Origin of the sequence: Terrihabitans rhizophilus (assembly GCF_033898525.1) — a bacterium.
Classification (GTDB): Bacteria; Pseudomonadota; Alphaproteobacteria; order Rhizobiales; family Methylopilaceae; genus Flaviflagellibacter; species Flaviflagellibacter rhizophilus.
Genome location: NZ_JAXAFJ010000009.1, coordinates 98,618 through 123,818, shown reverse-complemented (window position 1 = coordinate 123,818; position 25,201 = coordinate 98,618). Strand labels below are relative to the sequence as shown.

The window sequence follows — 25,201 nt, the reverse complement described above, 5'->3', positions numbered from 1 at the left end:
TTCTCGGGTGATCCCCGATCAGCCCAAAGCGGTGTTGCTCTCCTTCACCGCCTCTTCCGCGACATAGACCTGCCCGCCCATGGACAGGAAGCGCTCGCTCATGGCGTCCATGCCCTGCTGCTGCTCGTTCAGCGTGGCGGCGTAGTCGCGCACGTCCTGCGTGATCTTCATCGAGCAGAACTTCGGGCCGCACATGGAGCAAAAATGCGCGACCTTGTGGGCGTCCTTCGGCAGCGTCTCGTCGTGGAACTCGCGCGCCGTGTCCGGGTCGAGGCCGATATTGAACTGGTCTTCCCAGCGGAAATCGAACCGCGCCTTTGACAGTGCGTCGTCGCGCAGCTGCGCGGCGGGATGGCCCTTGGCGAGATCGGCGGCGTGGGCGGCGATCTTGTAGGTGATGACGCCGGTCTTCACGTCGGCCTTGTTGGGCAGGCCGAGATGCTCCTTTGGCGTGACGTAGCAGAGCATGGCGCAGCCGAACCAGCCGATCATGGCCGCGCCGATGCCCGAGGTGATGTGGTCATAGCCCGGTGCGATGTCGGTGGTGAGCGGTCCGAGCGTGTAGAACGGGGCCTCGCCGCACTCCTTCAGCTGCTTGTCCATGTTGATCTTGATCTTGTGCAGCGGCACATGGCCGGGGCCCTCGATCATGACCTGGCAGCCCTTCTGCCAAGCCACCTGCGTCAGCTCGCCGAGCGTCTCCAGCTCCGCGAACTGGGCGCGGTCATTGGCGTCGTAGATGGAGCCGGGGCGCAGGCCGTCGCCCAGCGAGAACGACACGTCGTAGCGGCGCATGAGATCGCAGATCTCGTCGAAGCGCTCGTACAGGAAGCTCTCGCGGTGATGGGCGAGGCACCACTTGGCCATGATGGAGCCGCCGCGCGAGACGATGCCCGTCATGCGGTTCGCCGTCAGCGGCACATAGGGCAGGCGCACGCCGGCGTGGATGGTGAAGTAGTCGACGCCCTGTTCGGCCTGCTCGATGAGGGTGTCCTTATAGACCTCCCAATCCAGCTTCACGGGATCGCCGCCGACCTTCTCCAGCGCCTGATAGATCGGAACCGTGCCGATCGGGACCGGTGAATTGCGGATGATCCAGTCGCGCGTGTTGTGGATGTTGCGGCCGGTGGAAAGGTCCATCACCGTGTCGGCGCCCCAGCGGATCGCCCAGACCAGCTTCTCGACTTCCTCGGCCACCGAGGACGACACGGCCGAATTGCCGATATTGGCGTTGATCTTCACCAGGAAGTTTCGACCGATGATCATCGGCTCGAGTTCCGGGTGGTTGATGTTCGAAGGGATGATGGCGCGGCCCCGTGCGATCTCCTCGCGCACGAATTCCGGGGTGATGTGGGCGGGCAGGGAGGCGCCGAAGCTCTCGCCATCGCGCAGGGCCTCCTCGGCACGTTCCAGCACCGCCTTGCGGCCCAGGTTCTCGCGCTCGGCGACGTAGATCATCTCCTTGGTGATGATGCCGGCGCGGGCAAACTCGTATTGGGTGATGGGCGCGGTGCCCACGCCGCCCAGCGGCTGGTGCTGCAGCGGAAAGGCGCGCGCAAGCTGCTTCTCGCCGGCATTGCCGTTGTCTTCCGGCTTGATGAGGCGCCCTTCATAGAACTCGACGCCGCCGCGCTCGCGCACCCATTCCACGCGGGTGCGGGACAGGCCCTTCTCGAGGTCGATCTGCACGGCCGGATCGGTGTAGGGCCCCGAGGTGTCATAGACACGCACCGCCGGTTCGGCCGGATCGGTCAGCGTGATCTCGCGCACGGGCACGCGCACATCCGGCGCATGATCGCTGGCGATGTAGACCTTGCGGGAGGCGGGCAGGGAGCCCGTGGTGATTTCGGTGGCCGAGAAGTCGGCCGGCATAAGGGGCTTGTTCAACGTGGATCTCCTCGCGTTCGGAGATCCGGGAAGCGAGGAGCAGCGCAGACGCCACCCGTGTGAACATGGAGGTGGCGTTGACCCGTCCCTTCGCCGGCATGACCCGGATCAGGTTCAAAGGGTCACCGCGCTGCCGGGAAACGGCCGTCGGTATCTCAGCCCCTTGTCGGGACCCCCCTCGGTTTGTGCGAGCGGGAAAGTGCGTGAGATTCGACGGCCCGTCAACCGTTCGTATTAGTCGATGCGTGCGCCGGACTGCTTCACGATCGGCGTCCACTTGGCGATCTCGGACTGCACGTGTTTCGCCAGTTCGTCGGGCGTGGAGGCCACCACGGTGGCGCTGAACTCGGCCAGCTTCGCCTTGGTCTTCTCGTCGCTCACTGCCTTGTTCGCCGCCTCGTTGAGACGGGCGATTACCTCCGGCGGCGTGCCGGCGGGGGCGAACAACGCATTCCAGGTATAGGTTTCATAACCCTTCAGCGTTTCGCCGATGGCTGGCATGTCAGGAAACACTGGTGCACGGCCCGTTGTCGTCACGCCCAGTCCCTTCAGGCGACCGGTCTTGATGTGCTCGGTGGAGGAGGGAAGATTGTCGAAGATGATCGGCACCTGCCCGGCCAGCACGTCGATGAGCGCCGGGCCCGATCCCTTGTAGGGAACGTGCACGATGTCGACGCCCGCCAGCGTCTTGAACAATTCGCCGGAGAGGTGAAGCGGGGTGCCGTTGCCCGAGGAGGCGTAGCTGAATTTGCCGGGATCCTTCTTCGCCAGCGCTACCAGCTCGGCCACATTGTTCGCGGGCACGGATGGATGCACCGCCAGCACATTCGGGACCGTTGCCAGGAGGGAGACTGGCGCGAAATCCTTTACCGGATCATACGGAATCTTGGTGTAGATGAGGGGGTTCAGGGCGTGCGTCGCCACCGTTCCCATCAGGATGGTATAGCCGTCGGCCGCGGACTTCGCGACGGCTGCCGAGCCCAGATTGCCACCGGCGCCGCCGCGATTGTCCACCACCACCTGCTGGCCAAGTTCCTCGCTCATGCGCTGCGCCACGAGACGACCGACGAGATCGGTGGAGCCGCCGGCTGCGAAGGGGATCACGAGGGTCAGCGGTCGGGTGGGAAATGTCTGTGCCGTGGCCGGGCTGGCTGCGGCGGCGAATGTGCCGACGCAGGCGAGCGCCAGAGCTGCAATGAATCGCATATCGGTCTTCCTCCTGAAGGCGGCACATTCTGCCGGTGCCGCTCGGCTGCGAGTGTGCGCGACCCCCTACTAAATGCCAAGAAGCAGGCGCAATGGGCAACAGCTTGCCGCGCGCACCTGATATATTATAACATCCACCAATGGCGCACGCTTCCCACCACATACACAGGCATCAGGCTAAGCCCCGGCGCGCCCTCGAACCGCGATTGTCGCTGCTGCGGCTGTCCTTCGGCCAGCGCCTGTCCGGCGTGGTCGTCATCGTGGCTGTGCTGTGGGCCGGCGTCTGGTGGGCATTGTCATGAGTGCGACGTCCGGCATCCTCCTGGATGATGTGACCCTTGGCTATGCCCGTCATCCCGCTGTGCATCACCTGTCCGGCGCCATCGGAAGCGGCAGCCTGACCGCTGTCGTCGGTCCCAACGGCGCAGGCAAGTCGACCCTGCTGAAGGGCATTGTCGGCATGCTGAAGCCGCTCTCCGGCAGCATCGGGCTCGGAAATCTGACGCGTCGCGACATCGCCTATCTCCCCCAGGCCGCCGAGATCGACCGCAGCTTTCCTATGGCCGTCTACGATCTGGTCGCGATGGGCTTGTGGAAGCGTCACGGCCTGTTCGGCGGGATGGGTCGCGGAGACAGTCAGCGCATCGGGGACGCCCTGGGTGCGGTGGGACTGACCGGCTTCGAGAACCGGCCGATCGGCACCCTGTCCGGCGGGCAGACCCAGCGCGCTCTGTTCGCGCGCCTTCTGCTCCAGAACGCGCCCGTCATCCTGCTCGACGAGCCCTTCAACGCGCTGGACACCCGCACCGTGTCGGACCTGCTCGACATCATCCGGCGCTGGCACGGCGAGCAGCGCACCGTGATCGCGGTGCTGCACGATATGGATCTGGTGCGCGCCCACTTCACGGACGCTCTCCTTCTGGCACGCTCCCCCGTGGCGTGGGGGCCGGCCCACGAGGTGCTGACAGCGGAGAACCTCTTCAAGGCGCGGCACATGATCGAGGCCTTCGATCCTGAGGCGGCGATCTGCTCCCGGGACGCGGCATGAGCCCCTACGACCTTCTGATCGCGCCATTTGCCGAATTCGATTTTATGAAGAGGGCGCTCGTCGGCTCGTTCGCGCTGGCAATGGGCGCGGCGCCTGTCGGCGTATTCCTGATGCTGCGGCGCATGAGCCTCACCGGGGATGCCATGGCCCACGCTATCCTTCCGGGTGCCGCTGTCGGCTATCTGGTGGCAGGGCTCTCCTTGCCGGCGATGACACTGGGCGGGCTGATCGCAGGGGTGACGGTGGCCGTTCTGGCCGGCCTGGTCGCCCGCTTCACGGCCCTGAAGGAAGACGCCTCGCTCGCGGCATTCTACCTCTTGTCTTTGGCCGTCGGCGTCATGCTGGTCTCGCTCCGCGGGTCGAATGTAGACCTGTTGCACGTCCTGTTCGGGACGGTGCTCGCGCTGGACGACGCGACTTTGATCTTGCTTGCCTCCATCGCCAGCCTCACGCTTGTCGCGATGGCTGCCATCTACCGGCCGCTCGTGCTGGAATGCATGGACCCATCCTTCCTGCGCTCCGTGTCTTCGGCAGGCACCCCGGTGCACTTCATCTTTCTCGGGCTGGTCGTGCTCAACCTCGTCGGCGGCTTCCACGCTCTCGGCACATTGCTTGCGGTCGGGCTCATGATGTTGCCCGCAGCCTCGGCCCGGTTGTGGACGCAGGATATCTCCGTCATCCTTTTGATCTCGGCCGCCATGGGCGTTGTTTCGGGCTATGCGGGCCTGCTGGTGTCCTACCATCTCGGTCTCCCGACCGGCCCCTCCGTGATCAGCGCGGCAGGCGCGATCTACGTTCTTTCCCTCATCTTCGGCGCTGAAGGCGGCTTTGCCCGGCGCTTCATTCCTATCCGTCATCTCGAAGCCTGAGCGGCGGCAAACCAAGGTGCAAACCGTGACTCTGAAAAGATACGTTATAACATCTCTTATCCTTGCGGCTGGTCTGTTGCCGGATGTTGCGCAGGCGCAGGAGAAGCTCTCCACGATCGCCAGCTTTTCGATCCTGGCCGACATAGTGGAGAATGTCGGGGGCGAGCGTGTCGAGGTACGCACCCTCGTGGGACCGGGCGGAGACGCGCACGTCTACACACCCACCCCGGCTGACGCGAAAGCCGTCGCCGGCGCGAAGCTGCTGTTCGTGAACGGGCTCGGCTTCGAAGGCTGGATGGAGCGGCTGGTCGAGGCTTCCGGCTCGAAGGCGCAGATCGTGACCGCTTCCGAAGGAGTGACGCCCCGCAGCATGGAGGAGGAAGAGGGCCACGACCATGAGGGGGAGAAGGGCCATGATCACGAAGCCGGGCACGGCGACAAAGGTCACGACCATGGCCATGAGGTTGCCGAAGGGAAAGCGCATGGCCACGACGATGCCCATGACCACGGCGAGAACGACCCGCACGCCTTCCAGTCCATTGCCAATGGCAAGATCTATGTCGGCAATATCCGCGATGCGCTGATTGCGGCCGACCCCGCCGGCAAGGCTGAGTACGAGGCCAATGCGACCGCCTATCTCGCAAAGCTCGACGAAGTCGATGCCCAGATTCGCGCGGCGGCGGAGAAGATCCCGGCAACTGATCGCAAGATCATCACCTCGCATGATGCCTTCGGCTATTTCGGCGAGGCCTATGGATTCACGTTCCTGGCGCCGCAAGGCGTCTCGACCGATGCGGAGGCATCAGCGAAGGATGTCGCCACCCTCGTGAAGCAGATCAGGAAGGAGAAGGTGAAGGCAGTGTTCGTGGAAAACGTGACCGACAAACGCCTGATCCAGCAGATATCCCGCGAGAGCGGAGCCGAGATGGGCGGTGAGCTGTATTCCGACGCCCTGTCGGCGAAGGACGGTCCAGCCGGGACTTACATCGACCTGTTCCGCCACAATATAAAGACGCTGAGCGCCGCGCTGACGCGTTGACGCCCCCGCGAACATTTCTCCGCCATCGGGTCCGGACGCTTGTGCCGGCCTGATGGTGCCAAACAGGGTCATCCCATGTCCGACAAGATTCCCGTCACCGTTCTCACCGGCTATCTCGGCGCCGGGAAGACCACGCTCCTGAACCGCATCCTCTCGGAGCAGCACGGCAAGCGCTACGCCGTCATCGTCAATGAGTTTGGAGAGATCGGCATCGACAACGAACTGGTCGTCGGCGCGGACGAAGAAGTCTTCGAGATGAACAATGGCTGCATCTGCTGCACGGTGCGCGGAGACCTCATCCGCATCATCGAGGGGCTGATGAAGCGGAAGGGCAAGTTCGACGCCATCATCGTCGAGACCACCGGCCTGGCCGATCCGGCGCCGGTCGCACAGACCTTCTTCATCGATCAGGACGTGCAGGACACGGTGCGCCTCGATGCCGTGGTGACGGTCGCCGACGCCAAATGGCTGGTCGACCGGCTGAAGGATGCCCCCGAAGCCAAGAACCAGATCGCGTTCGCCGACGTCATCCTGCTCAACAAGACCGACCTCGTGGACGAAGCCGCGCTGCAGGAGGTTGAGGCCCGCATTCGCGGTCTGAACCCCTATGCCCGCGTCATCCGCACGGTGAAGAGCAATGTGCCGCTGGATGAGGTGCTGGATCGCGGCGCCTTCGATCTTGAGCGCATCCTGTCCATCGAGCCGGCGTTCCTCGAGCAGGAAGGCACGCACGATCACGCACACGACCACCACGAGCACGGACCCGATTGTGGCTGCGGTCATGATCACGATCATGGCCACGGTCACGATCATCATGATCACGGCCACGGCGGCCTGAAGCATTACCACGACGAACACATGCAGTCCGTGGCCTTCCACATCCCCGGCGATGTGGATCCCGACAAGTTCATGCCGTGGGTGCAGGATCTCGCCCAGCGCGAGGGACAGAACTTCCTGCGCTGGAAGGGCATCCTGTCGTTCAAGAACGAGCCGCGCCGCTTCGTCTTTCAGGGCGTGCACATGATCCTGGACGGCGATCTGCAGCGTGAGTGGAAGCCCGGAGAGACGCGCGATTCGAAGCTGGTCTTCATCGGCCGCGACCTCGACACCGAGCGTCTGCGCGACGGCTTCATGGCCTGCGCGGCCTGATCTTCTGAACGCCGCGCCGGGTGGCACTTTCCCTCGGCGCGGCGACGGACTAAATGCGGCGCATGCCCGCCGATCAGACACTCTCCAGCTTCATCCGCCCCATCGACGCCGATGCGCATGTCACCGCTGTCGCCTTTCTCGGCGACACGGCGGCTTTCGCACTCGGCGATGGTTCCGTGCTCCTCGTCCGCGACGAGGAAGAGACGCGTTTGGCGGCTCACCCCGATGGCTCGGTGCTTGCGGCGACCGCCGATGGCACCGCCCTGATCACCGGAGGCGATGATGGCCGCGTGGTCCGCACCACAGCCGACGGTGCGATGGAGGAGATCGCGGACTCCGGCGGCACCTGGATCGACGCCGTCGCCACCGGGCCGGAAAATGCGGTGGCCTGGTCGGCCGGGCGCCGGGTGCGGGTGCGCGACGGCAAGGGCGCGGTGCACGGCATCGACCTGGCCTCCACCGCTCGCGGGCTGACCTTCGCCGTCAAAGGCTTCCAGCTCATCGTCGCGCGCTATGACGGGGCCACGTTGTGGTTCCCGCGCTCATCGGCGCCGGTGAAGGAACTGCCGTGGAAGGGCTCGCATACTGGCATCACGGCATCGGCTGACGGGCGCTTCGTGGTGTCCACCATGCAGGAGAACGCGCTGCACGGCTGGCGCCTCGTGGACGGGGCGCATATGCGCATGACCGGCTATCCCTCAAAGACGCGCTCGGTGTCCTGGTCGCCCGATGGCAAGTGGCTGGCGACGAGCGGGGCCGACGCGGCCATCGTCTGGCCGTTCATCACCAAGGACGGACCCATGGGCAAGCCGCCGATGGAACTGGCGGTGCGCAATTCACGCGTGGAGCAGGTGGCGTTTCATCCCAAGGCGCCCGTGCTCGCCGTGGGTTACCTCGACGGCTGCATCCTGCTGTCGAATATGGACAACGAGGGCGGTGAATTGCTGGCGAGGCCGCCATCCGAAGGCGGTCCGATCACGGCTCTCGCCTGGGACAAAGCCGGAATGACCCTGGCCTTTGGCACGGCAGATGGCGCTGCGGGCGTGCTGCCGCTGCCGAAGCTCTGAAACTAATCGGGGAAGCAGTTCGCCAGGGCGACCTCGAGGGCATCCGGGCTGAACGGCTTTTGCACGACGGGGCGGCCTTCGTGCTGCCCGTCCGAATCAAGCTCGCCATAGCCGGACACGAAGACGAAGGGGATGCCGCGCTCGGCCAGCACATCCGCCACCGGGAACACGCGCACGCCCGCAAGATTGACGTCGAGCAGGGCCGCGTCGAAGCCGTCGCCCGCCGCGGCTTCCAGAGCCGCAGGCAAACGCGCGACCGGACCCACCACCGTGCAGCCGAAATCCTCAAGGAGGTCGGTGACGAGCATGGAGACCAGCATTTCGTCCTCGACCACGAGAATGCGCCGGCCGGAAAGCTTGTTGTCGCTCACCTGAACTCCCGCGGCGGCAGAGCATCGATCATGCACCGCAACCCCCTAAACTAGACCCATTCTATAACGGGCCTTACCCCGCGGAGAAAGCTAGGGGATTGCGGCAAAAAGAAGTGTGTACCTCTTCGCTCCAACTTTACGGAGCATGCACCAGGACGTTGCGGAACTGCCAAGGATCGCTCGTATCGATATCCTCGGGGAACAGTCCCGGGCGGCCGTCCAGCGGTGTCCAGTCGGTGTAGTGACCTTCCACGGGCCCGAGATACGGCGCCTGGATTTCGAGGCAGCGGGCGAAGTCCATCTCATCCGCTTCGACGATGCCCATCTGCGGGTTCTCGAGAGCCCACACCATGCCGGCCAGAACCGCCGAGGTCACCTGCAGACCCGTCGCACTCTGATAAGGCGCCAGCCGGCGGGTTTCTTCCAGCGAGAGGCGGGAGCCGAACCAGTACGCGTTCTTGCCGTGGCCGTAGAGCAGAACGCCGAGTTCATCCACGCCGTCGACCAGTTCGTCCTCGTCCAGCACGTGCAGCTGGTCCTGCTGCCGGCCGGCATGGCCGAACAGTTCGTGCCAGGACAGGATGGCATCGTCCGCCGGGTGGTAGGCGTAATGGCAGGTCGGGCGATACACGACCTCGCCCTCCTCCTTCACCGTGAAGTAGTCGGCGATGGAAATCGATTCGTTGTGCGTGACGAGAAAGCCCAGCTGTGGCCCAAGCGTCGGGCACCATGTGCGCACGCGCGTGTCCGCACCGGGATGCATCAGGTAGATCGCAGGCGCATCCTTGTTCTCGTGCTGGCGCGCGTTCTCCGGCATCCACGTCTCGTGCGTGCCCCAGCCAAGCTCGGACGGCTGCAGGCCCTCCGAGATGAAGCCTTCCACGGACCAGGTGTTGAGGAACACGTTCGGCGGCTTGGGATCCTTGGTGCGCTGCGTGTCGCGCTCGGCGATGTGCACGCCCTTGACGCCGACCTGCCGCAGCAGGGAGGCCCATTCCTCGCGCGTCTTCGGGTCGGGCGCGTTGAGGTTCATGTCGCGGGCGATGTTCAGCGCCGCCTGCTTCACGAAGAACGAGACCATGCCGGGATTGGCGCCGCAGCAGGAGACGGCTGTGGTGCCTCCCGGATTGCGGCGCTTCGCCTCCAGCGTCATGTTGCGAAGGGCGTAATTCGAACGCTCCTCCGGCCCCTTGCTGTCGTCGAAGTAGAAGCCGAGCCAAGGCTCGTTGACGGTGTCGATGTAAAGGACCCCGAGTTCGCGGCACAGCTCCATGATGTCCACCGAGCCGGTGTCGACCGAGAGGTTCACGCAGAAGCCCTGACCGCCGCCCTTGGTCAGCAGCGGTGTCAGGAGCTCACGGTAGTTCTCGCGTGTCACGTGCTCGCGGATGAGCGGAATGCCGCGCTCGTCCAGGATGTGCTTGTTCAGGTCGCTCGGGTCGATGACGCTGAGGCGAGCCTTGTCATAGGTGAAGTGACGCTCGATCAACGGCAGGGTACCGCGCCCGATCGAGCCGAAGCCGATCATCACGATAGGTCCGGAAATGTGCCCGTAGATCGGCCAATCCACCATTCTTTTCACTCCATGTATTTGCACGCGCAAAAATATACCCGCCCGGCATGACGCCGGGCGGACAACGGGTCAACCCCTCGAAGGAAGGTTAAGCGGCTTCGCGCAGGGCGAATGCCGGCTGCTGCGCAGGCGTGGCAATGCCGGTGGCGTTCACCAGACCGGCCGCGCCGTCCAGGCTGCCGGCCACCAGTTCGCAGCCCAGGAAGCGCGAGGTTTCGTAGGGACCGGGCAACCAGAGGCGGGCGGTGTGCGCCGTCGTGAAGCCGAAACGCTCATAGTATGGCGCGTCGCCTACCAGCAGCACGGATCCGTGGCCAAGCTCGGCAGCACGGCCCATCGCCACGCGCATCAGCTTGGCGCCGAGGCCGCAGGACTGGCGGTCGGCCGAGACGGCGAGGGGGCCCAGCAGCAGGGAGGCCCGGCTGGGGCCGGCGCTGATGTTCCACAGGCGCACGGTGCCGACGACGACGCCATCGTCTTCCGCCACCAGAGCGAGGCCGGCGGCGGGCAGGCGGCCCTCGCGCAGGCGCTCGGAGGTCTTGCGGAAGCGCGCCTCCCCGAACGCCGAGTGGAGCAATGCCTCGCGGGCGAACACATCGCCGGAGACTTCATCACGAATATGGATCATGGCCGGGCCTTCCCAGGTCTTGGGCAGCGCAGCCCTCGCACCCGCCTGAGCGGGCCGTCCGGAGCTTTGATTTCAGTGGTGAACCGTGGATCCCGCCGGAAGTTCCGGCGGGCACGGGGCTCAGATGACGACGGTTTCCAGAGGCGGGAAGCCGTTGAAGCCGGCCGCCGAGTAAGTCGTCGTGTAGGCGCCGGTGGCCTCGATGAGCACGAGGTCGCCGATCTCCAGGCTGACGGGGAGGAGGTACGGCTCCTTCTCGTACAGCACGTCCGCCGAATCGCAGGTCGGACCCGCGAGGACGCACGGCACCTTTTCCGCGCCATCGTGGGCGGTGCGGATCGGATAGCGGATCGCCTCGTCCATGGTCTCGGCGAGGCCGCCGAACTTGCCGATGTCGAGGTAGACCCAGCGGGTCTCGTCCACCGCGTCCGACTTCTTCGAGATCAGCACAACCTCGGCCTGGATCATGCCGGCATTGCCGACCATGCCGCGGCCCGGCTCGATGATGGTCTCGGGCAGGCGGTTGCCGAAGTGCTTGCGCAGCGCCTCGAAAATGGCCGCGCCGTAGCTCTTCACGCCCGGGATCTCCTTGAGATAACGGGTCGGGAAGCCACCGCCGAGATTGACCATCGCAAGGTGGATGCCGCGCTCGGCGCACTCGCGGAAGATCGCGGATGCCGAAGCCAGGGCGCCGTCCCACATGGCGGGGTCACGCTGCTGCGAGCCGACGTGGAAGGACACGCCATGTGCGGTGAGGCCGAGGCGGTGGGCATGCTCCAGCACGTCCACGGCCATTTCCGGAACGCAGCCGAACTTGCGAGACAGCGGCCATTCCGCGCCCGCTCCATCGCACAGGATGCGGCAGAACACGCGGGCGCCGGGTGCGGCGCGGGAGATCTTCTCCACTTCCTCGCGGCAGTCCACGGCGAAGAGGTCGACACCGAGCCGATAGGCCTCGGCGACGTCGCGCTCCTTCTTGATGGTGTTGCCGAAGGAGATGCGGTCAGCCGTCGCACCGGCGGACAGCACCTGGCGGATCTCGGCCACCGAGGCGCAGTCGAAGCAGGAGCCGAGATCGGCCAGCAGGCGCAGCACTTCCGGCTGCGGGTTCGCCTTCACGGCATAGAACACGCGGGTGTCCGGCAGGGCCTTGGCAAAGGCGCCGTAGTTTTCGCGCACGACGTCGAGATCGACCACGAGGATGGGACCTTCGTGACGTCGGGAGGCGAGGAAGTTCTTGATACGATCAGTCATCAGCGGGTCCACCGTTCACGCAAATTGGCTCGTGCGATGAAGCGATTCCTGCCTGGGCGCGGTGGAGACGCCCCGGTGGGTCATGCAACATCGCTGCCGGCTCCGTGGAACCGGCGGCTCTTGTTCGCGCCGAAGGCTTGAGCAATCCCGTCGCGAGAATCTCGCTTGGGTCTGTCAGGCCAACGATTGGAAGGGAGGTTCCCGTCCGCACGCCTCGGCAAAGAAGTAGTTGCCTCTTCAGTAACACCGGCCTTTGGAGGGGCCGGCAGAGACCAAAAAAGCCCTCTACGTCGTTGCTTTAAGCTGCGTCCGCCAGCAGAGCGCTGACTTAGATCCGGTTTTGACTTCCGGACACCGGTCGCCCAGACGGGTTTTCCGTCCGACCGGCACGCCGCCACAGGCACGTGCGAAATTGGGCAAGGGCTGAATTAAGTGCTTCGCCCGTCATAAACAAGTGCTTTTCGCGCAACACCCGACCTTTTCAGGCCAGCTCTTCCCACTCTTCCATGGCCTCGTCGGCTGAGCGGTCGAGCTGCACCTCGTCGGAGACGCGCTCCACCCAGTCCAAGGGGATGGCGTGCTGCAGCTCATCGTCTGAATCCTCGGCTGACAGGATGATCTGGTCGCGCCTGATCCGTTCGACCGTGCCGATATCCGCGCCATCGGATCCGACCACCGTCATGCCGGGTCGGATCGGAAGGTCTTGCTCATTGTCCGCCATGTGCGTCCTCCAGTGACAGACGCACAACTCATCAGGCGGCAGAGGGTTCGCGTCAGCGTGCGCGGGGCGTCGAGTTGCGGACGGCTGTGCGGTGGAACATCACGATGAGGTAAAGCGCAATGAGCGCGCCGATCCCCTCGAAGATCCATGCGCCGACCTCGCCGAGGCCAAGCATGCCGGCCAGTGCCCAACCGGCCGCCACTCCCGCAACCAGGAGCTCGACCGCCACGAGAACCGTGGCCGAGATCACGGTGATCTGGTTTCGTGAAGTGCTGGTAGCCATGGTTTTCCGCGTTCCTGTGCAGCGCGCGTTCTAGCATATGGGGCGCGGAGGGGAAGGCCGGCAGGTGCAAGACCGCGTGACTTGCGCCCCGGGCGCGGACCCGCTCATATCCGCGCCATGCTGAACCTTGCCACCTCCACACGCGGCGTCGTCGCCGCGCCCCACAGCCTCGCTGTCGAGACCGGGCGTTCCATCCTTGCCGAGGGCGGAAATGCCTGGGAGGCGATGATCGCGATGGCTGCCACCATCGCAGTCACCTATCCGCACATGAACGGCATCGGCGGCGACGCCTTCTGGGTGGTGCGCGAGCCCGATGGCCGGGTCGCCTATATCGAGGCCTGCGGACCTGCCGGGCAGGGAACGACGATCGACGCCTATGAGAATGCCGGCTTCGACGCGGTCCCCGCGCGCGGCCCGCTAGGGGCAGCCACGGTCGCAGGCGCCGTCTCCGGCTGGGAGAAGGCACTGGAGGGCGCGCGCATGGCCGGCGGGCGCCTGCCGCTCGACGTGCTGCTGAGCGATGCGATCGGCCACGCCCGCGACGGCTACAGGGTGTCGGCCGGACAGGCGGGCAATCAGCCGAAGCTCCGCGATGCCTTGTTCGCCGCGCCCGGCTTTGCGGACCATTACCTGACGGACGGGAAGCTGGCGGGCGCCGGCGAGACCCTGAAGCAGCCGGCCTTGGCCGCGACCCTCGATCAGCTGTCACGTGCCGGGCTGCGCGATTTTTATCGCGGCGATGTCGGCCGCGAAATGGCGGCCGACCTGGAGCGCATCGGCTCTCCCGTCACCCGCGACGACCTCAGGCGCTACGAAGCCCGCTTCCGCGATCCGCTGACGGTTCGGCTCAAGCTCGGGCAGGTTTGGAACGCCCAGCCTCCGACGCAGGGCCTTGCGGCCTTGATGATCCTCGGGATCGCGGAGCAGCTGGACCTCGGGCGCATGGACGGCGTCGATTTCGTCCATGGTCTGGTGGAGGCCACCAAGCGGGCTTTCCTCGTGCGCGATCGCTTCATCACCGATCCGCGCGATCTGGACCATGACCCCGCATCCTTCCTCACGCCTGAGCGGCTCGCCAGCGAAGCCGCGAAGGTCGTGCGCGACCGTGCGCTGCCGTGGCCGGCCGCCGAGGGCGAGGGCGATACCGTCTGGCTCGGCGCCATAGACGGGCAGGGGCGTGCGGTCAGCTACATCCAGAGCATTTATTGGGAATGGGGCTCGGGCTGCGTGCTGCCCAAGACGGGGGTGGTCTGGCAGAACCGCGGGGCCGGCTTCAGCATGGACCGCCGCTCGCACAACAGGCTGGCACCGGGCCGCATGCCGTTCCACACGCTTAACCCGCCCGTGGCCGCGCTGAAGGATGGCCGGGTGGTGACCTATGGCTCGCATGGCGGCGACGGCCAGCCGCAGACGCAGGCGGCGATCTTCGCGCGCTATGCCGGGTTCGGCGCCAGCATCGAGCAGGCGATCACCGCTCCGCGCTGGCGGCTCGGGCGGGCCTGGGGCGATGCCGAGACCTCGCTGAAGATGGAGCCCCGGTTCGAGGGCGAACTGCTGGACGAGATGCTGCGGCGCGGCCACGAGGTGGACATGCTGGACGAGCCGTTCAGCTCCGAGACCGGCCATGCCGGGATGATCGTCTGGCATCCCGATGGTCGCATCGAGGGCATGCACGATCCGCGCGCCGATGGCGGGGCGCTGGGGGCCTGACCGCTTGACGCTGCGGGTTCACCCCGGTGGGCGCGACTGGTACAAGCCGGACGCGCCCAAGGGACCCTGCATGACCACGCTGCTCACGAATGCCCGCCTCGTTCTGGACGACGAGGTGTTGACCGGGACGATCCTCTACGGCCCGGGCGGCATCGAGGACGTGCAGCCCGGCCTGAGCGCCTTGCCGCACGCCGTTGATGTGGAAGGCGATTTCGTTTCGCCGGGGCTGATCGAGTGCCACACCGACAATCTGGAACGTCACTTCGTGCCGAGACCGGGCGTGATCTGGCCGAACCCCTTGGCGGCACTGCTCGCACATGATGCGCAGGTTGTCGCGTCGGGCATGACGACCGTCTATGACGCGGTGGTGGCCGGCGGCTATGACGACGGCAAGGACTACCGCCCCAAGATCCTGAAGACGGCCGTGGAGGCCATCCGCGATGCCCGCGCGGCTGGCCTGCTGCGGGCCGATCACCGCCTCCATCTGCGCTGCGAGGCCACCGACCCCTCGATGATGGAGCGGGTGGAGGCGGGTGCGGAGCCGTCGATCCTCGCGCTCGCCTCGCTGATGGACCACACGCCGGGCCAACGGCAATGGCGCGACCTCGCGCACTACCGCCGCTTCGTGGAGGGTGAGGGCCGCAGCGCCGAGGAGGTGGAGACCATCATCGCCGAACAGGTCCGCAAGGGAAGCGAGGCCGCGCGCCTCAACTTCGCGCGTGCCGCCGCCTTCTTCCGCGAGCGGGGGATCCCCATGGCAAGCCATGACGACACCACGCCGGGCCATGTGGCGGAGGCGGTTGCTGCCGGCTGCACGATATCCGAATTTCCGACTACCGAGGAAGCCGCGCGCGCGGCGGGCGATGCCGGCCTCGTCACCATTGGCGGCGCACCGAATGTGACGCGCGGCGGTTCTCATTCCGGCGGCGTGGCCGTGGGTGCGTTGGCAGCCACGGGCCTCATCCGAGTGCTGTCATCAGATTATGTCCCGGCCAGTCTATTGCAGGCGGTGCAGGTGCTGGTCGCCAGCCACGGCATGGGCTTGCCCGCCGCGCTGGCGATGGTGACCTCGCGGCCTGCGGATATGCTGGGACTGGCGGATCGCGGCCGGCTGCGGCCCGGCCTGCGGGCGGATCTGCTGCGGTTCCGGCTCGCGGGCGACACGCCGGTGGTGCGCGAAGTGATGGCCGGCGGGCAGAGGGTGTTCTGATGGCGCGTTACGCGATCTACTTCGCACCTGAGCGGGATACTCCGCTTTGGGCATTCGGCTGCCGCATCCTCGGACGCGATCCGGAAACGGGAGAGGATCTGGAGCCCTTTGTGCCAGAGGGAATATCCGCCGAGGACTGGCAGCGCCACACCGCATCCGCGCGCCGCTATGGCTTCCACGCCACCCTGAAGGCGCCCTTCCGGCTGGCTGACGGCCGAACGGAGGATGGGCTGCGGAAGGCGCTGTCCGACTTCGGAGCCGAGCAGGCGCCGTTCACCGTCGCGCCCCCCGCTTTGCGGCTGCACGGCACCTACGCCGCGCTGCTGCTGTCGGAGCCGTCTCCCGAAGTGCAGGCCCTCGGGGCATCCTGCGTTTCCACTTTCGATGATTTTCGCGCCGCGCTGTCGCCGCAGGAGAGGGCGAAGCGGCTGCACGATGACCTGACCCAGGCGCAGCGCCAGAACCTCGATCGCTGGGGCTACCCCTATGTGTTCAACGCCTTCACCTTCCACATGACGCTTGGGGGTCCCTTGCCTGAAGATGTGGCCGAGACGGTGTGCGCCTCACTCGAGCGCCAGTATGAAGCCTCGGGGGCAAGGCACGCTTTGGCGTTCCGCTCGGTCGCTTTGTACCGGGAGCCGGAGGGCGGTGGCCCGTTGACCCTGATCGCCCGTGCCCCGCTCTCCGGAAAGCCGCCAGAGGCGGATGATCTTTGAGCCGCCCGAAAATCATCGCAAAGCCGGTTCAGTCCACAGCTATGCCCTTCCTTCGCATCCTCGCCTTTCTTCTGCTGGCGCTCGGCGCCGGGCCCGCACTCGCGCATCCCCACGTCTTCGTCACCGTGGTGACGACCGTGGAATACGCGGACGGCCTGCCCACTGGTGTCAGGCACGACTGGCGCTTCGACGACGTGTTCTCGTCCTACGCCGTCCAGGGGCTGGATACCGACGGGGACGGCAAGCTGTCGCGCGAGGAACTTGCGGATCTGGCCGATGTGAATGTGCAGTCGCTCAAGGAGTTCGACTACTTCACCTTCGCAAGGGTGGGCGGCAAGGATGTGCCGCTGGAGCCACCTGCGCCGGGCTACTGGCTCGATCACGACGGCACGGCGCTGACCCTGCATTTCGTTCTGCCGATGCCGAATGTGCCGCCCGAGGCACGAAACGGTCTGCGCATCGAGGTGTTCGACCCGACCTATTTCGTGGCCTTCGATTTCGCGGAGAAGGACCCGGTCCATCTGGCCGGCGCACCGGGCGGCTGCACCGTCACGGCCGAGGCGCCGAAGGAAGAGGCCGCCACCGACGCTTCCGGGCAGTTGACGGAGGACTTCTTCACCAATCTGAACTCCGGCAGCGGGTTTGGTGCCCGTTTCGCCAATCTGGTTCTAGTGCGTTGCGGCACTGGACCAGAGGCGGACGCTGCTGTTGCGGCGCCTCCCGCGGAAACCGGCGGCGGCGTGGGCGAAGTGGTGGCCGAATCACCGGCTCAAACTTCCTCTGACGCGCCCACCGATGTTGCGGCGCGTGTGGGGCAGGCGCAGTCGATCGCGTCAACTGCGCAGGGGGCAAACGATCCCGCAGCGGCGGCGCCTGCGAATGGCGCGCTCGGCGCCTTTGGCGTGGTGCGTCCGGACGGTGCTTCCAATGTCGCGACCACCGGCCTGTTCGGCTGGATCGCCCGTCAGCAATCCGCCTTCTACCAGATGATGTCGGGCGCGCTGTCCGAGTCCAAGCAGGACGGCTCGGCCCTGTTCCTGCTGGCGGGCCTCGCCTTTGCCTACGGGGTGTTCCACGCCGCCGGACCCGGTCACGGCAAGGCGGTGATATCCTCCTACCTCGTCGCCACGGGCGAAACCCTGCGGCGCGGGCTGATGATCTCGTTTGCGTCGGCCTTCGCGCAGGCACTCACAGCCATCCTCGTCGTAGGTGTGCTCGCCGGTGTGCTGGGCGTCACCAGCCGCGAGATGGGAGTTGCCGCCTGGTGGCTCGAACTTGGCAGCTACGTGCTGATCGCAGCCGTAGGTCTCAACCTCGTCGCGCGGCGCGGCCGTGCCTTGCTGGCCAGCCTGCGCGGTGAAACACCCGCGCATGGCGCCGGCTGCGACGATGGCTGCGGCCACCAGCACGCCCCCGGACCGGAAACGCTGTCGGGACCGTTCGACTGGCGGCGTGCGACGACGGCGGTGGTCGCCATCGGACTGCGTCCCTGCACGGGTGCGCTGCTCATCCTGGTCTTCGCCATGGCGCAGGGCATGGTCTGGGCCGGCATCGCCGCAACCTTTGCCATGGCTGTCGGAACGGCGCTGACGGTATCGGCCATCGCCATCTTCTCCGTCTCGGCGAAGGGGCTGGCGCTGCGGCTCGCGGCCGGAACTTCGGGCGAGGGGTCCGTGCTGGCGGCGCGCGGCATAGAGGCGCTGGCCGGTCTGGCGGTCCTTGCATTCGGCCTCCTGCTGATGATGGGACTGCTCTCCTCGGGATCACCTCTCGGCTAGGACGATAGGTCCGCAGCGAAGCAGATGGCGCCGGGCTCGTGAGGGCCCTAGATAGGGGCCAGATCTCCGCATCTTTGCCAGGACCCGATGCCCAAAGACCCGTCGCGCGCCGTTCGCCTGCCCCATGACCACGTGCCGGTGAAAGCCGGCAGGATCGGTGTCCTTGTCGTCAATCTCGGAACGCCGGATGGCACCACCTACTGGCCGATGCGGCGCTACTTGAAGGAGTTCCTGTCGGACCGCCGCGTGATCGAGACGCCGCGCTGGCTGTGGTGGCCGATCCTCAACCTCATCATCCTCACCAAGCGCCCCGGCCCCAAGGGCCGCGACTATGCGAGCATCTGGAACGATGAGCGGGACGAGGGGCCGCTGAAGACCATCACCCGCGCGCAAACCGAAAAGCTGGCAGCGCGGCTGGCGGATCTCGGCGACGACGTCGTTTTCGACTGGGCCATGCGCTACGGCAATCCCAGCATCGCGTCGCGCATCGACGCCCTGCACGCGCAGGGCTGCGAGCGGCTGCTGGTGGTGCCGATGTACCCGCAATATGCGGCGGCGACGACGGCGACGGTCTGCGACAAGGTGTTCGACAAGCTCAAGTCCATGCGCTGGCAGCCGATCCTGCGCGTGGCGCCGCCCTGGCACGACGATCCCGTCTACATCCATGCGGTGAAGGGCGGCATCGAGGAGCATCTGGCAACTTTGGACTGGACGCCCGACGTCATCCTGTCCTCGTTCCACGGCGTGCCGAAGAGCTACCTGCTGAAGGGTGACCCCTACCACTGCCATTGCGCCAAGACGTGGCGGCTGCTGCGCGAGGCCATGGGAATGGACGACAAGCAGTTGCGTTTGGGCTTCCAGTCGCGCTTCGGCACCGAGGAATGGCTGCGGCCCTACACCGACGAGACGGTGAAGGATCTCGCTCGGTCAGGCGTCAAGAACCTGGCAGTGGTCACGCCCGGCTTCACGTCCGATTGCCTTGAGACCATCGAGGAGATCGGCGTCGAGAATGCGGAGTATTTCCACGAGAACGGCGGCGTGAACTTCACCGCCATTCCCTGTCTCAACGACACCGACCGCGGGATGGACGTGCTCGAAACCGTTACGCGCCGCGAGCTGATGGGCTGGGTGTAGCGCCCGGGGCCGCGCGCTCGCTGCCGCGGAACAGCACGCCCTTCTCGGCGATCAGAACAAAGACCAGCGCCCCGATGCCGAACAGCGTGAACCCCACCGTCAGCGGCACGATGGTGCCGTTGAAGTGCTGGCCGACATAGAAGCCGAGCAGGGCGCCGCCGAGGGTCGAGATGAAGCCCTGCACGGAGGATGCGGTGCCTGCCACATGTCCGAGCGGCTGCATCGCCATGGCGCCGAAATTCGACACGACGAGGCCGAAGCAGAACATCGTGAGGGACTGCAGTATCGCGAACGTCCAGAGCGTATCCGCTCCTGCAAGCGCGAGTGCGGCATTCACCCCTGAGAACAGGATGTAGAACAGCAGCGCCGTGTGCGAGACCTTGTGGGTGCCGAAGCGTCCCACGATCTTCGAGTTCAGGAACGAGGACGCCGCCATGAACAGCGCGATCATGGCGAAGATCGTCGTGAATAGCCCTGATGCGTCGAACACGTCGGCGAACACCTGCTGGGCGGAATTGATGAAGCCAAACAGGCCGCCCATGATCATCGTCATGGCCAGATTGTAGCCCATCGCCGTCCGGTTGCTGAGCGACATGCCGAACGCCTGCGTCACGCCCTTGAACGAGATCGGCACCCGCTTCTCGACCGCAAGGGTCTCGGGCAGGCGAAGGACCATCCACGCCAGCACGCCCGCGCCGAACAGGGTCAGCACGCCGAAGATCCAGCGCCACGGCGCCACTAGCATGATCAACTGGCCGAGCGTGGGCGCGATGATTGGCACGGCCAGGAACACGATGAACGACAGCGACATCACCCGCGCCATCTGCCGCCCGGAATAGCAGTCGCGCACGATGGCAACGACGATGACGCGCGTGGATGCCGCGCCGATGCCCTGCACGGCACGGGCGATCATCATCATCTCCAGCGATGTGGAGAAGGACGCGACCACCGACGCGACGACATAGATGGCGATGCCGGTGCCCAGGACGAGCTTTCGTCCGAAACGGTCGGCCAGCGTGCCGTAGAAGATCTGGGCCGAGCCGAAGCCCAGCAGATAGGCGGTCACCACCCATTGCCGGTCGTTCTCGGTCGGGATCCGAAGGGCCTCGCCGATCGCAGGCAGGGCCGGCAGCATGGAATCGATGGCGAGCGCGTTCATCGCCATCAGTGCGGCGATCAAGGTGACGAATTCACGAAAGCCCATGCCGGGATGGGGATCGGGCGCAGAAGGCTGGGTCATGTTGGGCCTGGGCTTGCAGGTACCGGACAGAGCGCCGGCCACCGGGATTGAACCCGTTGGTGGCAGGGCTGACGGTGGCTGGATCGTCCCTTGCTCTACACCAAGCCCGCTCAGACGGAAATGCCTCTTTCTGTGGAGGCTTCGACCCCTGGGTGTCCGGATTCTGGACAATTGGATCGTTCGCGGGAATGGTCTTTTCGCAGGTGTGAAGGCAGTGTTGCACCTCGAGTCGAGGTTCATGTGATCGGTGCGTCTCTTTCATCGAAGGCCAGCGCAGACAGGCGATCGCTCGTTGCCCTGACGCGGTCGCTGGTCTTCGCGGCGTGCGTCGTGATGCTGGGCCTGGAGGCCTGGTGGGCTCTAAGCCAGCGCAACGAGGCCGTGACGCACATCGACGTCTCGATGGCAAACCTCTCGCGCTCACTCGCGCAACATGCCGAAGACACCTTTGAAATGGCGGAACTGGCTCTCACCGGGCTTAGCGACGCGCTTGCGAGCAACGGGAAGACGCCCGAGTTCTACGCGAACCTGACGAAGTCCCTGCGCAATCAGGTCGCCGTTTCGCCGCGCCTCGCCGGGCTGTTCGTATACGGGCCCGACGGATCGTGGCTTGCGAGTTCGGTCCCGCAGATGCCGACGAACGCGAACAACAGCGATCGTGTCTATTTCCGGCACCATCAGGCGAACAACGATGATCGCCTCTATATTGGCGATCCAGTCCAGAGCCGCTCGTCGGGACAGTGGATCATCACACTGACCCGCCGCATCAGCAACCCGGATGGCTCTTTCGGCGGTGTCATCCTTGCCAGCATCAACGCCCGCTTCTTTGCCGATTTCTATCGCGCCTTCGACGTCGGTCGCGGGGGCGCCGTTACGCTGTTCAGCACCGACGGGACAATTCTGTCACGGTCACCCTTCTCGGATGGCTTCGTGGGCATGAACCGGGCGGAGACCGAGCTATTCCGGATCTATCTACCGAACGCACCCGCCGGCTCGTACACCTACACCTCTGCGTTGGATAGCATCGAGCGCGTCAGCGGATATACGCGCGGTAAGCGCTACCCGCTCCTGGTCGTTGCGGCCGTCAGCCGAAGCGAGGCGCTTGCCTTGTGGCGCGAGGCTTTCGCCCTGCGCACCGGGACGGTGCTGATCTTCGTGCTGAGCTTGACCTGGCTCGGCTTCAGGCTGGCCGCTCAGATCGCACGTCGCCAGGAGGCCGAGGAGCGGTTGAAGCACCTTGCCTCCACCGACGCACTCACTGAGCTTGCAAACCGTCGGTCGTTCGATTCCACGCTTCAGAGCGAATGGAGCCGGGCGGCGCGCGAGGGCGGGCCGCTCTCGCTTCTCCTGATCGACGTGGATCATTTCAAGCTGTTCAACGACGGATATGGGCATCAGGCCGGCGATCTTGCTTTGCAGGAGGTTGGCCGGCAGACCCGCCGCGCGGCCCGACGGCCCGCCGATCTTGCCGCTCGATATGGCGGGGAAGAGCTGGCGATCATCTTGCCCCATACCGATGCTCAGGGTGCGGCCCAGGTGGCGGAGTTCGTTCGCAGCGGCGTGGAAGGGCTTGGCATGCCGCACAGCCAGAACCGGCCTTCGGGGGTGGTCACCGTCAGCATCGGATGCGCCACGATCCGTCCGCCGCGGGACAACCCGAACATGACCCACAGCGCTCTGGTCAGCATGGCCGACCGCGCCCTCTACGAGGCTAAGCTCGGCGGCCGGAACCGCGTCGTGGTGTCCAAGCAACTCATGGCGCTTTCCACGCCTGAACATGCGTGACGGCGGCAGGTGGTCGCGATTCAACGGAGAATTGTGGCCGCCGCACGAGGGTTATCAGTCGAGCTCAGTGCGGCGGCCGAATTCTGCCTCAGCCCCCAAGGCAAGACAGCATCTTCAATGTACACGCAGTTTTTGCGTGCTGACCACTACTTTTCCGGAAGAAGTGCGTTGATCGTCACGCCACGGGTGGGTTGCTAGGCTCTTCTATCGGTCTGGAGCCCTCCCGCACATCATGACGCCGGTTCCACGCTCTGGAGCCCGGACCAGCAGGGAGCGCAGGCGCGCTGTGATCAACGGGGACGACCTGAAACGCGAGCTGGCGGCGTTCGACGCATTGGGCATCGCCGGCGCGGACTACCCGCCGGGTGATGGACTTGCGGCGGGAATCCGCTCGTTCGACTGGTCCCGCACCCCGCTCGGACCCATTCAGGGCTGGCCCCAAAGTCTCAAGACGGTGACGAGCATGCTGCTGCTCTCGCCCGTGCCCATCGTGCTGCTCTGGGGCGAGAAGGGCATCATGATCTACAACGATGCCTACTCGGTGTTCGCCGGAGGCCGTCATCCCCGCCTGCTCGGCTCCGAGGTACGGCAGGGCTGGCCCGAAGTCGCCGACTTCAACGATCATGTCATGAAGGTCGGCCTTGCCGGAGGCACGCTGTCCTACAAGAACCAGGAGCTTGAGCTACACCGCAGCGGCGTCCCGGAACGGGTCTGGATGAACCTCGACTATTCGCCGGTGCTGGACGAGAGCGGTTGTCCCGCCGGCGTCATCGCCATCGTGGTGGAAACAACGGAGCACGTGCTGGCCGAGCGGCAGGTGCGGGACGCCGAGGCCAGGTTGCGCTTCCTGGACTTCCTGGGAAAGAGCACCGCAGACAGCGCAGATGCCGACACCATCCTCGCCGTGACGACCCGCCTGCTGGGCGAGCATATGGGTGTCTCCATCTGCGCCTATGCGGACATGGACCGCGAAGGCGACGGTTTCACCATCCGCGGCGACTGGAGCGCGCAGGGCTCCGCCAGCATCGTTGGCCATTACAGTCTGGCGGATTTCGGGGAGCTTGCCGTGTCCCGGCTAAACTCGGGACGTCCTCTCATCGTCAACGACAATCGTCGGGAACTCCCAGCCGAGGCTGCGGCCACGTTCCAGTCCATCGGGGTTACGGCGACGATCTGCATGCCGCTGGTGCGGGATGGCCGGTTGACAGCCCTGATGGCGGTGCATGACCGCGAGGCAAGGGAGTGGACCAACAGCGAACTGGCCCTCGTCACCGAGGTCACGGAGCGCTCTTGGGCGCACATCCAGCGTGCTCGCTCGGAGTCTGAAGTGCGGCTCGGGGAGCAGCGTTTCCGCCAGAAGCTGGAGCAGGAGGTGGCCGAGCGCACCGCAGCTCTGCGGCAGGCGGAGAAAGCGCTTCTTCAGTCGCAGAAGATGGAAGCCATCGGCAATCTGACCGGTGGTATCGCGCACGACTTCAACAACTTGCTGACAGTGGTGCTCGGCAGTCTTGATCTACTGCGCAGGCGCGTGCCGGATGATCCCCGTATCGTGCGCCTGGTGGACAACGCAGCGGAGGGCGCGAAGCGGGGAAGTGCGCTGACCACGCGCATGCTGGCCTTCGCGCGGCGCCAGGATCTGCGCTCGGAGGTGATCCGGCTGCACGATCTGCTCAGCGGCATGAGCAATCTTATGGAGCGTTCGCTCGGACCATCCATCCTGGTGCGCATCGAGGTCCCGCCGGCGGTCAGGCCCGTTGTCGCGGATCCGAACCAGCTCGAATCAGCCTTGCTGAACCTCGCGGTGAACGCGCGCGATGCCATGGACGGAAGCGGCGAGATCATCATCCGAGCGGTGAACGATGACGACCCGCCCGCCAGAACCGGTCTGGCTTGTGGTCGTTATGTGTGCCTCTCCATGACCGACACGGGACACGGCATGGACGATTCAGTTCTCGGCAAGGCGACGGAACCGTTCTTCACGACCAAGGGCGTCGGAAAGGGAACCGGGCTCGGGCTGTCGATGGTGCATGGATTCGCACAGCAATCGGGCGGGGCGCTTGCCCTGCAAAGCAGCCCTGATCGCGGCACCACGGTCGAAATCTGGCTGCCTGCTGCCGACGCCGAACCGGTTCAGCCGGGCGAGTTGGATGACAGCCGGTCAGACACCGCCGAAAAGATCGGGCTCTCGATCCTCGTCGTCGATGACGACGCCATGGTTCTCGCAAGCACGGTCGCCATGCTTGAGGATCTCGGACACCGCATCCGGGCGGTGCCATCGGCAGAACAGGGGCTGAGCGTGCTCGGGGAGGGCAGCTTCGACCTCGTCATCACGGATCATGCAATGCCGGGCATGAGTGGCACCCAGTTCGCTATCGCCATCCGCAACACCTATCCGGATCTTCCGGTGCTTCTGGTGACCGGGTATGCGGAACTCGAACAGGAGCGGCTCGGCGATTTGCCGCGACTGAACAAGCCCTATTCCCGTGATGATCTGCAAAAGGCGGTCGCGGCGGCCATCGGCCAGTAAGACCGC

Annotated in this window: 22 protein-coding genes and 1 riboswitch; of the genes, 13 read left to right on the top strand and 9 right to left on the bottom strand. The window is 65.5% G+C overall.

Annotated features, from left to right (window positions below):
* Window positions 1–18 precede the first annotated feature (18 nt).
* Window positions 19–1,872 (bottom strand): phosphomethylpyrimidine synthase ThiC, encoded by a 1,854-nt coding sequence (gene thiC / locus SCD90_RS14040; protein WP_319845332.1) that lies wholly within the window; start codon window positions 1,870–1,872, stop codon window positions 19–21.
* 83 nt (window positions 1,873–1,955) lie between these two features.
* A riboswitch (TPP riboswitch) is annotated at window positions 1,956–2,076 on the bottom strand.
* 45 nt (window positions 2,077–2,121) lie between these two features.
* Window positions 2,122–3,093, bottom strand: a complete 972-nt coding sequence (locus SCD90_RS14035; RefSeq protein WP_319845321.1) for a Bug family tripartite tricarboxylate transporter substrate binding protein — start codon at window positions 3,091–3,093, stop codon at window positions 2,122–2,124.
* A gap of 140 nt (window positions 3,094–3,233) precedes the next feature.
* Here SCD90_RS14035 and SCD90_RS14030 point away from each other — a divergent pair, with 140 nt between their 5' ends.
* From SCD90_RS14030 to SCD90_RS14005, 6 genes are all read left to right on the top strand, one after another.
* Window positions 3,234–3,395, top strand: a complete 162-nt coding sequence (locus SCD90_RS14030; RefSeq protein ID WP_319845320.1) for a hypothetical protein — start codon at window positions 3,234–3,236, stop codon at window positions 3,393–3,395.
* On the top strand, window positions 3,392–4,141 hold the full coding sequence (gene aztA, locus SCD90_RS14025; protein ID WP_319845319.1) for a zinc ABC transporter ATP-binding protein AztA: 750 nt from the start codon (window positions 3,392–3,394) through the stop codon (window positions 4,139–4,141). Before SCD90_RS14030 ends, aztA begins: the two co-directional genes overlap by 4 nt.
* Entirely contained in the window at window positions 4,138–5,010 is an 873-nt protein-coding gene (locus SCD90_RS14020; protein ID WP_319845317.1) for a metal ABC transporter permease, read from the top strand. The genes aztA and SCD90_RS14020 overlap by 4 nt, the downstream gene beginning before the upstream one ends.
* Window positions 5,011–5,086: 76 nt before the next feature.
* Complete coding sequence (locus SCD90_RS14015; protein WP_319845316.1) at window positions 5,087–6,049, top strand: metal ABC transporter substrate-binding protein; 963 nt, start codon at window positions 5,087–5,089, stop codon at window positions 6,047–6,049.
* Between the two features lie 75 nt (window positions 6,050–6,124).
* On the top strand, window positions 6,125–7,198 hold the full coding sequence (locus SCD90_RS14010; protein ID WP_319845315.1) for a CobW family GTP-binding protein: 1,074 nt from the start codon (window positions 6,125–6,127) through the stop codon (window positions 7,196–7,198).
* Window positions 7,199–7,260: 62 nt separating this feature from the next.
* A complete protein-coding gene (locus SCD90_RS14005; protein WP_319845314.1) occupies window positions 7,261–8,265 on the top strand; it encodes a WD40 repeat domain-containing protein in 1,005 nt (334 codons plus the stop codon).
* A 2-nt stretch (window positions 8,266–8,267) separates the two neighbouring features.
* Here the strand turns inward: SCD90_RS14005 and SCD90_RS14000 are convergent, their stop codons facing one another.
* From SCD90_RS14000 to SCD90_RS13975, 6 genes are all read right to left on the bottom strand, one after another.
* Entirely contained in the window at window positions 8,268–8,636 is a 369-nt protein-coding gene (locus SCD90_RS14000; protein ID WP_319845313.1) for a response regulator, read from the bottom strand.
* A gap of 136 nt (window positions 8,637–8,772) precedes the next feature.
* Window positions 8,773–10,209, bottom strand: coding sequence for a homospermidine synthase (locus tag SCD90_RS13995; RefSeq protein WP_319845312.1), 1,437 nt, complete (start codon window positions 10,207–10,209; stop codon window positions 8,773–8,775).
* Window positions 10,210–10,297: 88 nt separating this feature from the next.
* The gene (locus SCD90_RS13990) at window positions 10,298–10,837 is read right to left on the bottom strand and encodes a GNAT family N-acetyltransferase (RefSeq protein WP_319845311.1); all 540 of its coding nucleotides are present in this window, start codon (window positions 10,835–10,837) and stop codon (window positions 10,298–10,300) included.
* Between the two features lie 120 nt (window positions 10,838–10,957).
* Window positions 10,958–12,091 carry a type III PLP-dependent enzyme gene (locus tag SCD90_RS13985; protein WP_319845310.1) on the bottom strand — a complete coding sequence of 378 codons (1,134 nt, stop codon included), beginning with the start codon at window positions 12,089–12,091 and terminating at the stop codon, window positions 10,958–10,960.
* 481 nt (window positions 12,092–12,572) lie between these two features.
* Window positions 12,573–12,812, bottom strand: a complete 240-nt coding sequence (locus SCD90_RS13980; protein WP_319845309.1) for a DUF2171 domain-containing protein — start codon at window positions 12,810–12,812, stop codon at window positions 12,573–12,575.
* A 52-nt stretch (window positions 12,813–12,864) separates the two neighbouring features.
* On the bottom strand, window positions 12,865–13,095 hold the full coding sequence (locus SCD90_RS13975) for a hypothetical protein (protein WP_319845307.1): 231 nt from the start codon (window positions 13,093–13,095) through the stop codon (window positions 12,865–12,867).
* A gap of 117 nt (window positions 13,096–13,212) precedes the next feature.
* Here SCD90_RS13975 and SCD90_RS13970 point away from each other — a divergent pair, with 117 nt between their 5' ends.
* From SCD90_RS13970 to hemH, 5 genes are all read left to right on the top strand, one after another.
* Window positions 13,213–14,805: a gamma-glutamyltransferase family protein gene (locus SCD90_RS13970; protein ID WP_319845306.1), complete on the top strand. Its 1,593-nt coding sequence runs from the start codon at window positions 13,213–13,215 to the stop codon at window positions 14,803–14,805.
* A 70-nt stretch (window positions 14,806–14,875) separates the two neighbouring features.
* A complete protein-coding gene (locus tag SCD90_RS13965) occupies window positions 14,876–16,015 on the top strand; it encodes an alpha-D-ribose 1-methylphosphonate 5-triphosphate diphosphatase (RefSeq protein WP_319845305.1) in 1,140 nt (379 codons plus the stop codon).
* A complete protein-coding gene (locus SCD90_RS13960; RefSeq protein ID WP_319845304.1) occupies window positions 16,015–16,731 on the top strand; it encodes a DUF1045 domain-containing protein in 717 nt (238 codons plus the stop codon). Before SCD90_RS13965 ends, SCD90_RS13960 begins: the two co-directional genes overlap by 1 nt.
* Complete coding sequence (locus tag SCD90_RS13955; RefSeq protein ID WP_319845302.1) at window positions 16,728–18,509, top strand: HoxN/HupN/NixA family nickel/cobalt transporter; 1,782 nt, start codon at window positions 16,728–16,730, stop codon at window positions 18,507–18,509. The genes SCD90_RS13960 and SCD90_RS13955 overlap by 4 nt, the downstream gene beginning before the upstream one ends.
* Before the next feature lie 87 nt (window positions 18,510–18,596).
* Entirely contained in the window at window positions 18,597–19,643 is a 1,047-nt protein-coding gene (gene hemH, locus SCD90_RS13950; RefSeq protein ID WP_319845301.1) for a ferrochelatase, read from the top strand.
* Here hemH and SCD90_RS13945 read toward each other — a convergent pair.
* Window positions 19,612–20,883 (bottom strand): multidrug effflux MFS transporter, encoded by a 1,272-nt coding sequence (locus SCD90_RS13945; protein ID WP_319845300.1) that lies wholly within the window; start codon window positions 20,881–20,883, stop codon window positions 19,612–19,614. The two genes, hemH and SCD90_RS13945, sit on opposite strands and share 32 nt — an antisense overlap.
* Before the next feature lie 240 nt (window positions 20,884–21,123).
* On the opposite strand from SCD90_RS13945, the gene SCD90_RS13940 reads away from it, so the two are divergent.
* Complete coding sequence (locus SCD90_RS13940) at window positions 21,124–22,668, top strand: sensor domain-containing diguanylate cyclase (protein ID WP_319845299.1); 1,545 nt, start codon at window positions 21,124–21,126, stop codon at window positions 22,666–22,668.
* 286 nt (window positions 22,669–22,954) lie between these two features.
* Window positions 22,955–25,195: an ATP-binding protein gene (locus SCD90_RS13935; RefSeq protein WP_319845298.1), complete on the top strand. Its 2,241-nt coding sequence runs from the start codon at window positions 22,955–22,957 to the stop codon at window positions 25,193–25,195.
* Window positions 25,196–25,201: the final 6 nt, after the last annotated feature.

Coding starts and splice junctions, on each gene's coding strand:
- thiC (WP_319845332.1), bottom strand. CDS start 1,872: ATGCCGGCCGACTTCTCGGCCACCGAAATCACCACGGGCTCCCTGCCC.
- SCD90_RS14035 (WP_319845321.1), bottom strand. CDS start 3,093: ATGCGATTCATTGCAGCTCTGGCGCTCGCCTGCGTCGGCACATTCGCC.
- SCD90_RS14030 (WP_319845320.1), top strand. CDS start 3,234: ATGGCGCACGCTTCCCACCACATACACAGGCATCAGGCTAAGCCCCGG.
- aztA (WP_319845319.1), top strand. CDS start 3,392: ATGAGTGCGACGTCCGGCATCCTCCTGGATGATGTGACCCTTGGCTAT.
- SCD90_RS14020 (WP_319845317.1), top strand. CDS start 4,138: ATGAGCCCCTACGACCTTCTGATCGCGCCATTTGCCGAATTCGATTTT.
- SCD90_RS14010 (WP_319845315.1), top strand. CDS start 6,125: ATGTCCGACAAGATTCCCGTCACCGTTCTCACCGGCTATCTCGGCGCC.
- SCD90_RS14005 (WP_319845314.1), top strand. CDS start 7,261: ATGCCCGCCGATCAGACACTCTCCAGCTTCATCCGCCCCATCGACGCC.
- SCD90_RS13995 (WP_319845312.1), bottom strand. CDS start 10,209: ATGGTGGATTGGCCGATCTACGGGCACATTTCCGGACCTATCGTGATG.
- SCD90_RS13990 (WP_319845311.1), bottom strand. CDS start 10,837: ATGATCCATATTCGTGATGAAGTCTCCGGCGATGTGTTCGCCCGCGAG.
- SCD90_RS13985 (WP_319845310.1), bottom strand. CDS start 12,091: ATGACTGATCGTATCAAGAACTTCCTCGCCTCCCGACGTCACGAAGGT.
- SCD90_RS13980 (WP_319845309.1), bottom strand. CDS start 12,812: ATGGCGGACAATGAGCAAGACCTTCCGATCCGACCCGGCATGACGGTG.
- SCD90_RS13975 (WP_319845307.1), bottom strand. CDS start 13,095: ATGGCTACCAGCACTTCACGAAACCAGATCACCGTGATCTCGGCCACG.
- SCD90_RS13970 (WP_319845306.1), top strand. CDS start 13,213: ATGCTGAACCTTGCCACCTCCACACGCGGCGTCGTCGCCGCGCCCCAC.
- SCD90_RS13965 (WP_319845305.1), top strand. CDS start 14,876: ATGACCACGCTGCTCACGAATGCCCGCCTCGTTCTGGACGACGAGGTG.
- SCD90_RS13960 (WP_319845304.1), top strand. CDS start 16,015: ATGGCGCGTTACGCGATCTACTTCGCACCTGAGCGGGATACTCCGCTT.
- hemH (WP_319845301.1), top strand. CDS start 18,597: ATGCCCAAAGACCCGTCGCGCGCCGTTCGCCTGCCCCATGACCACGTG.
- SCD90_RS13945 (WP_319845300.1), bottom strand. CDS start 20,883: ATGACCCAGCCTTCTGCGCCCGATCCCCATCCCGGCATGGGCTTTCGT.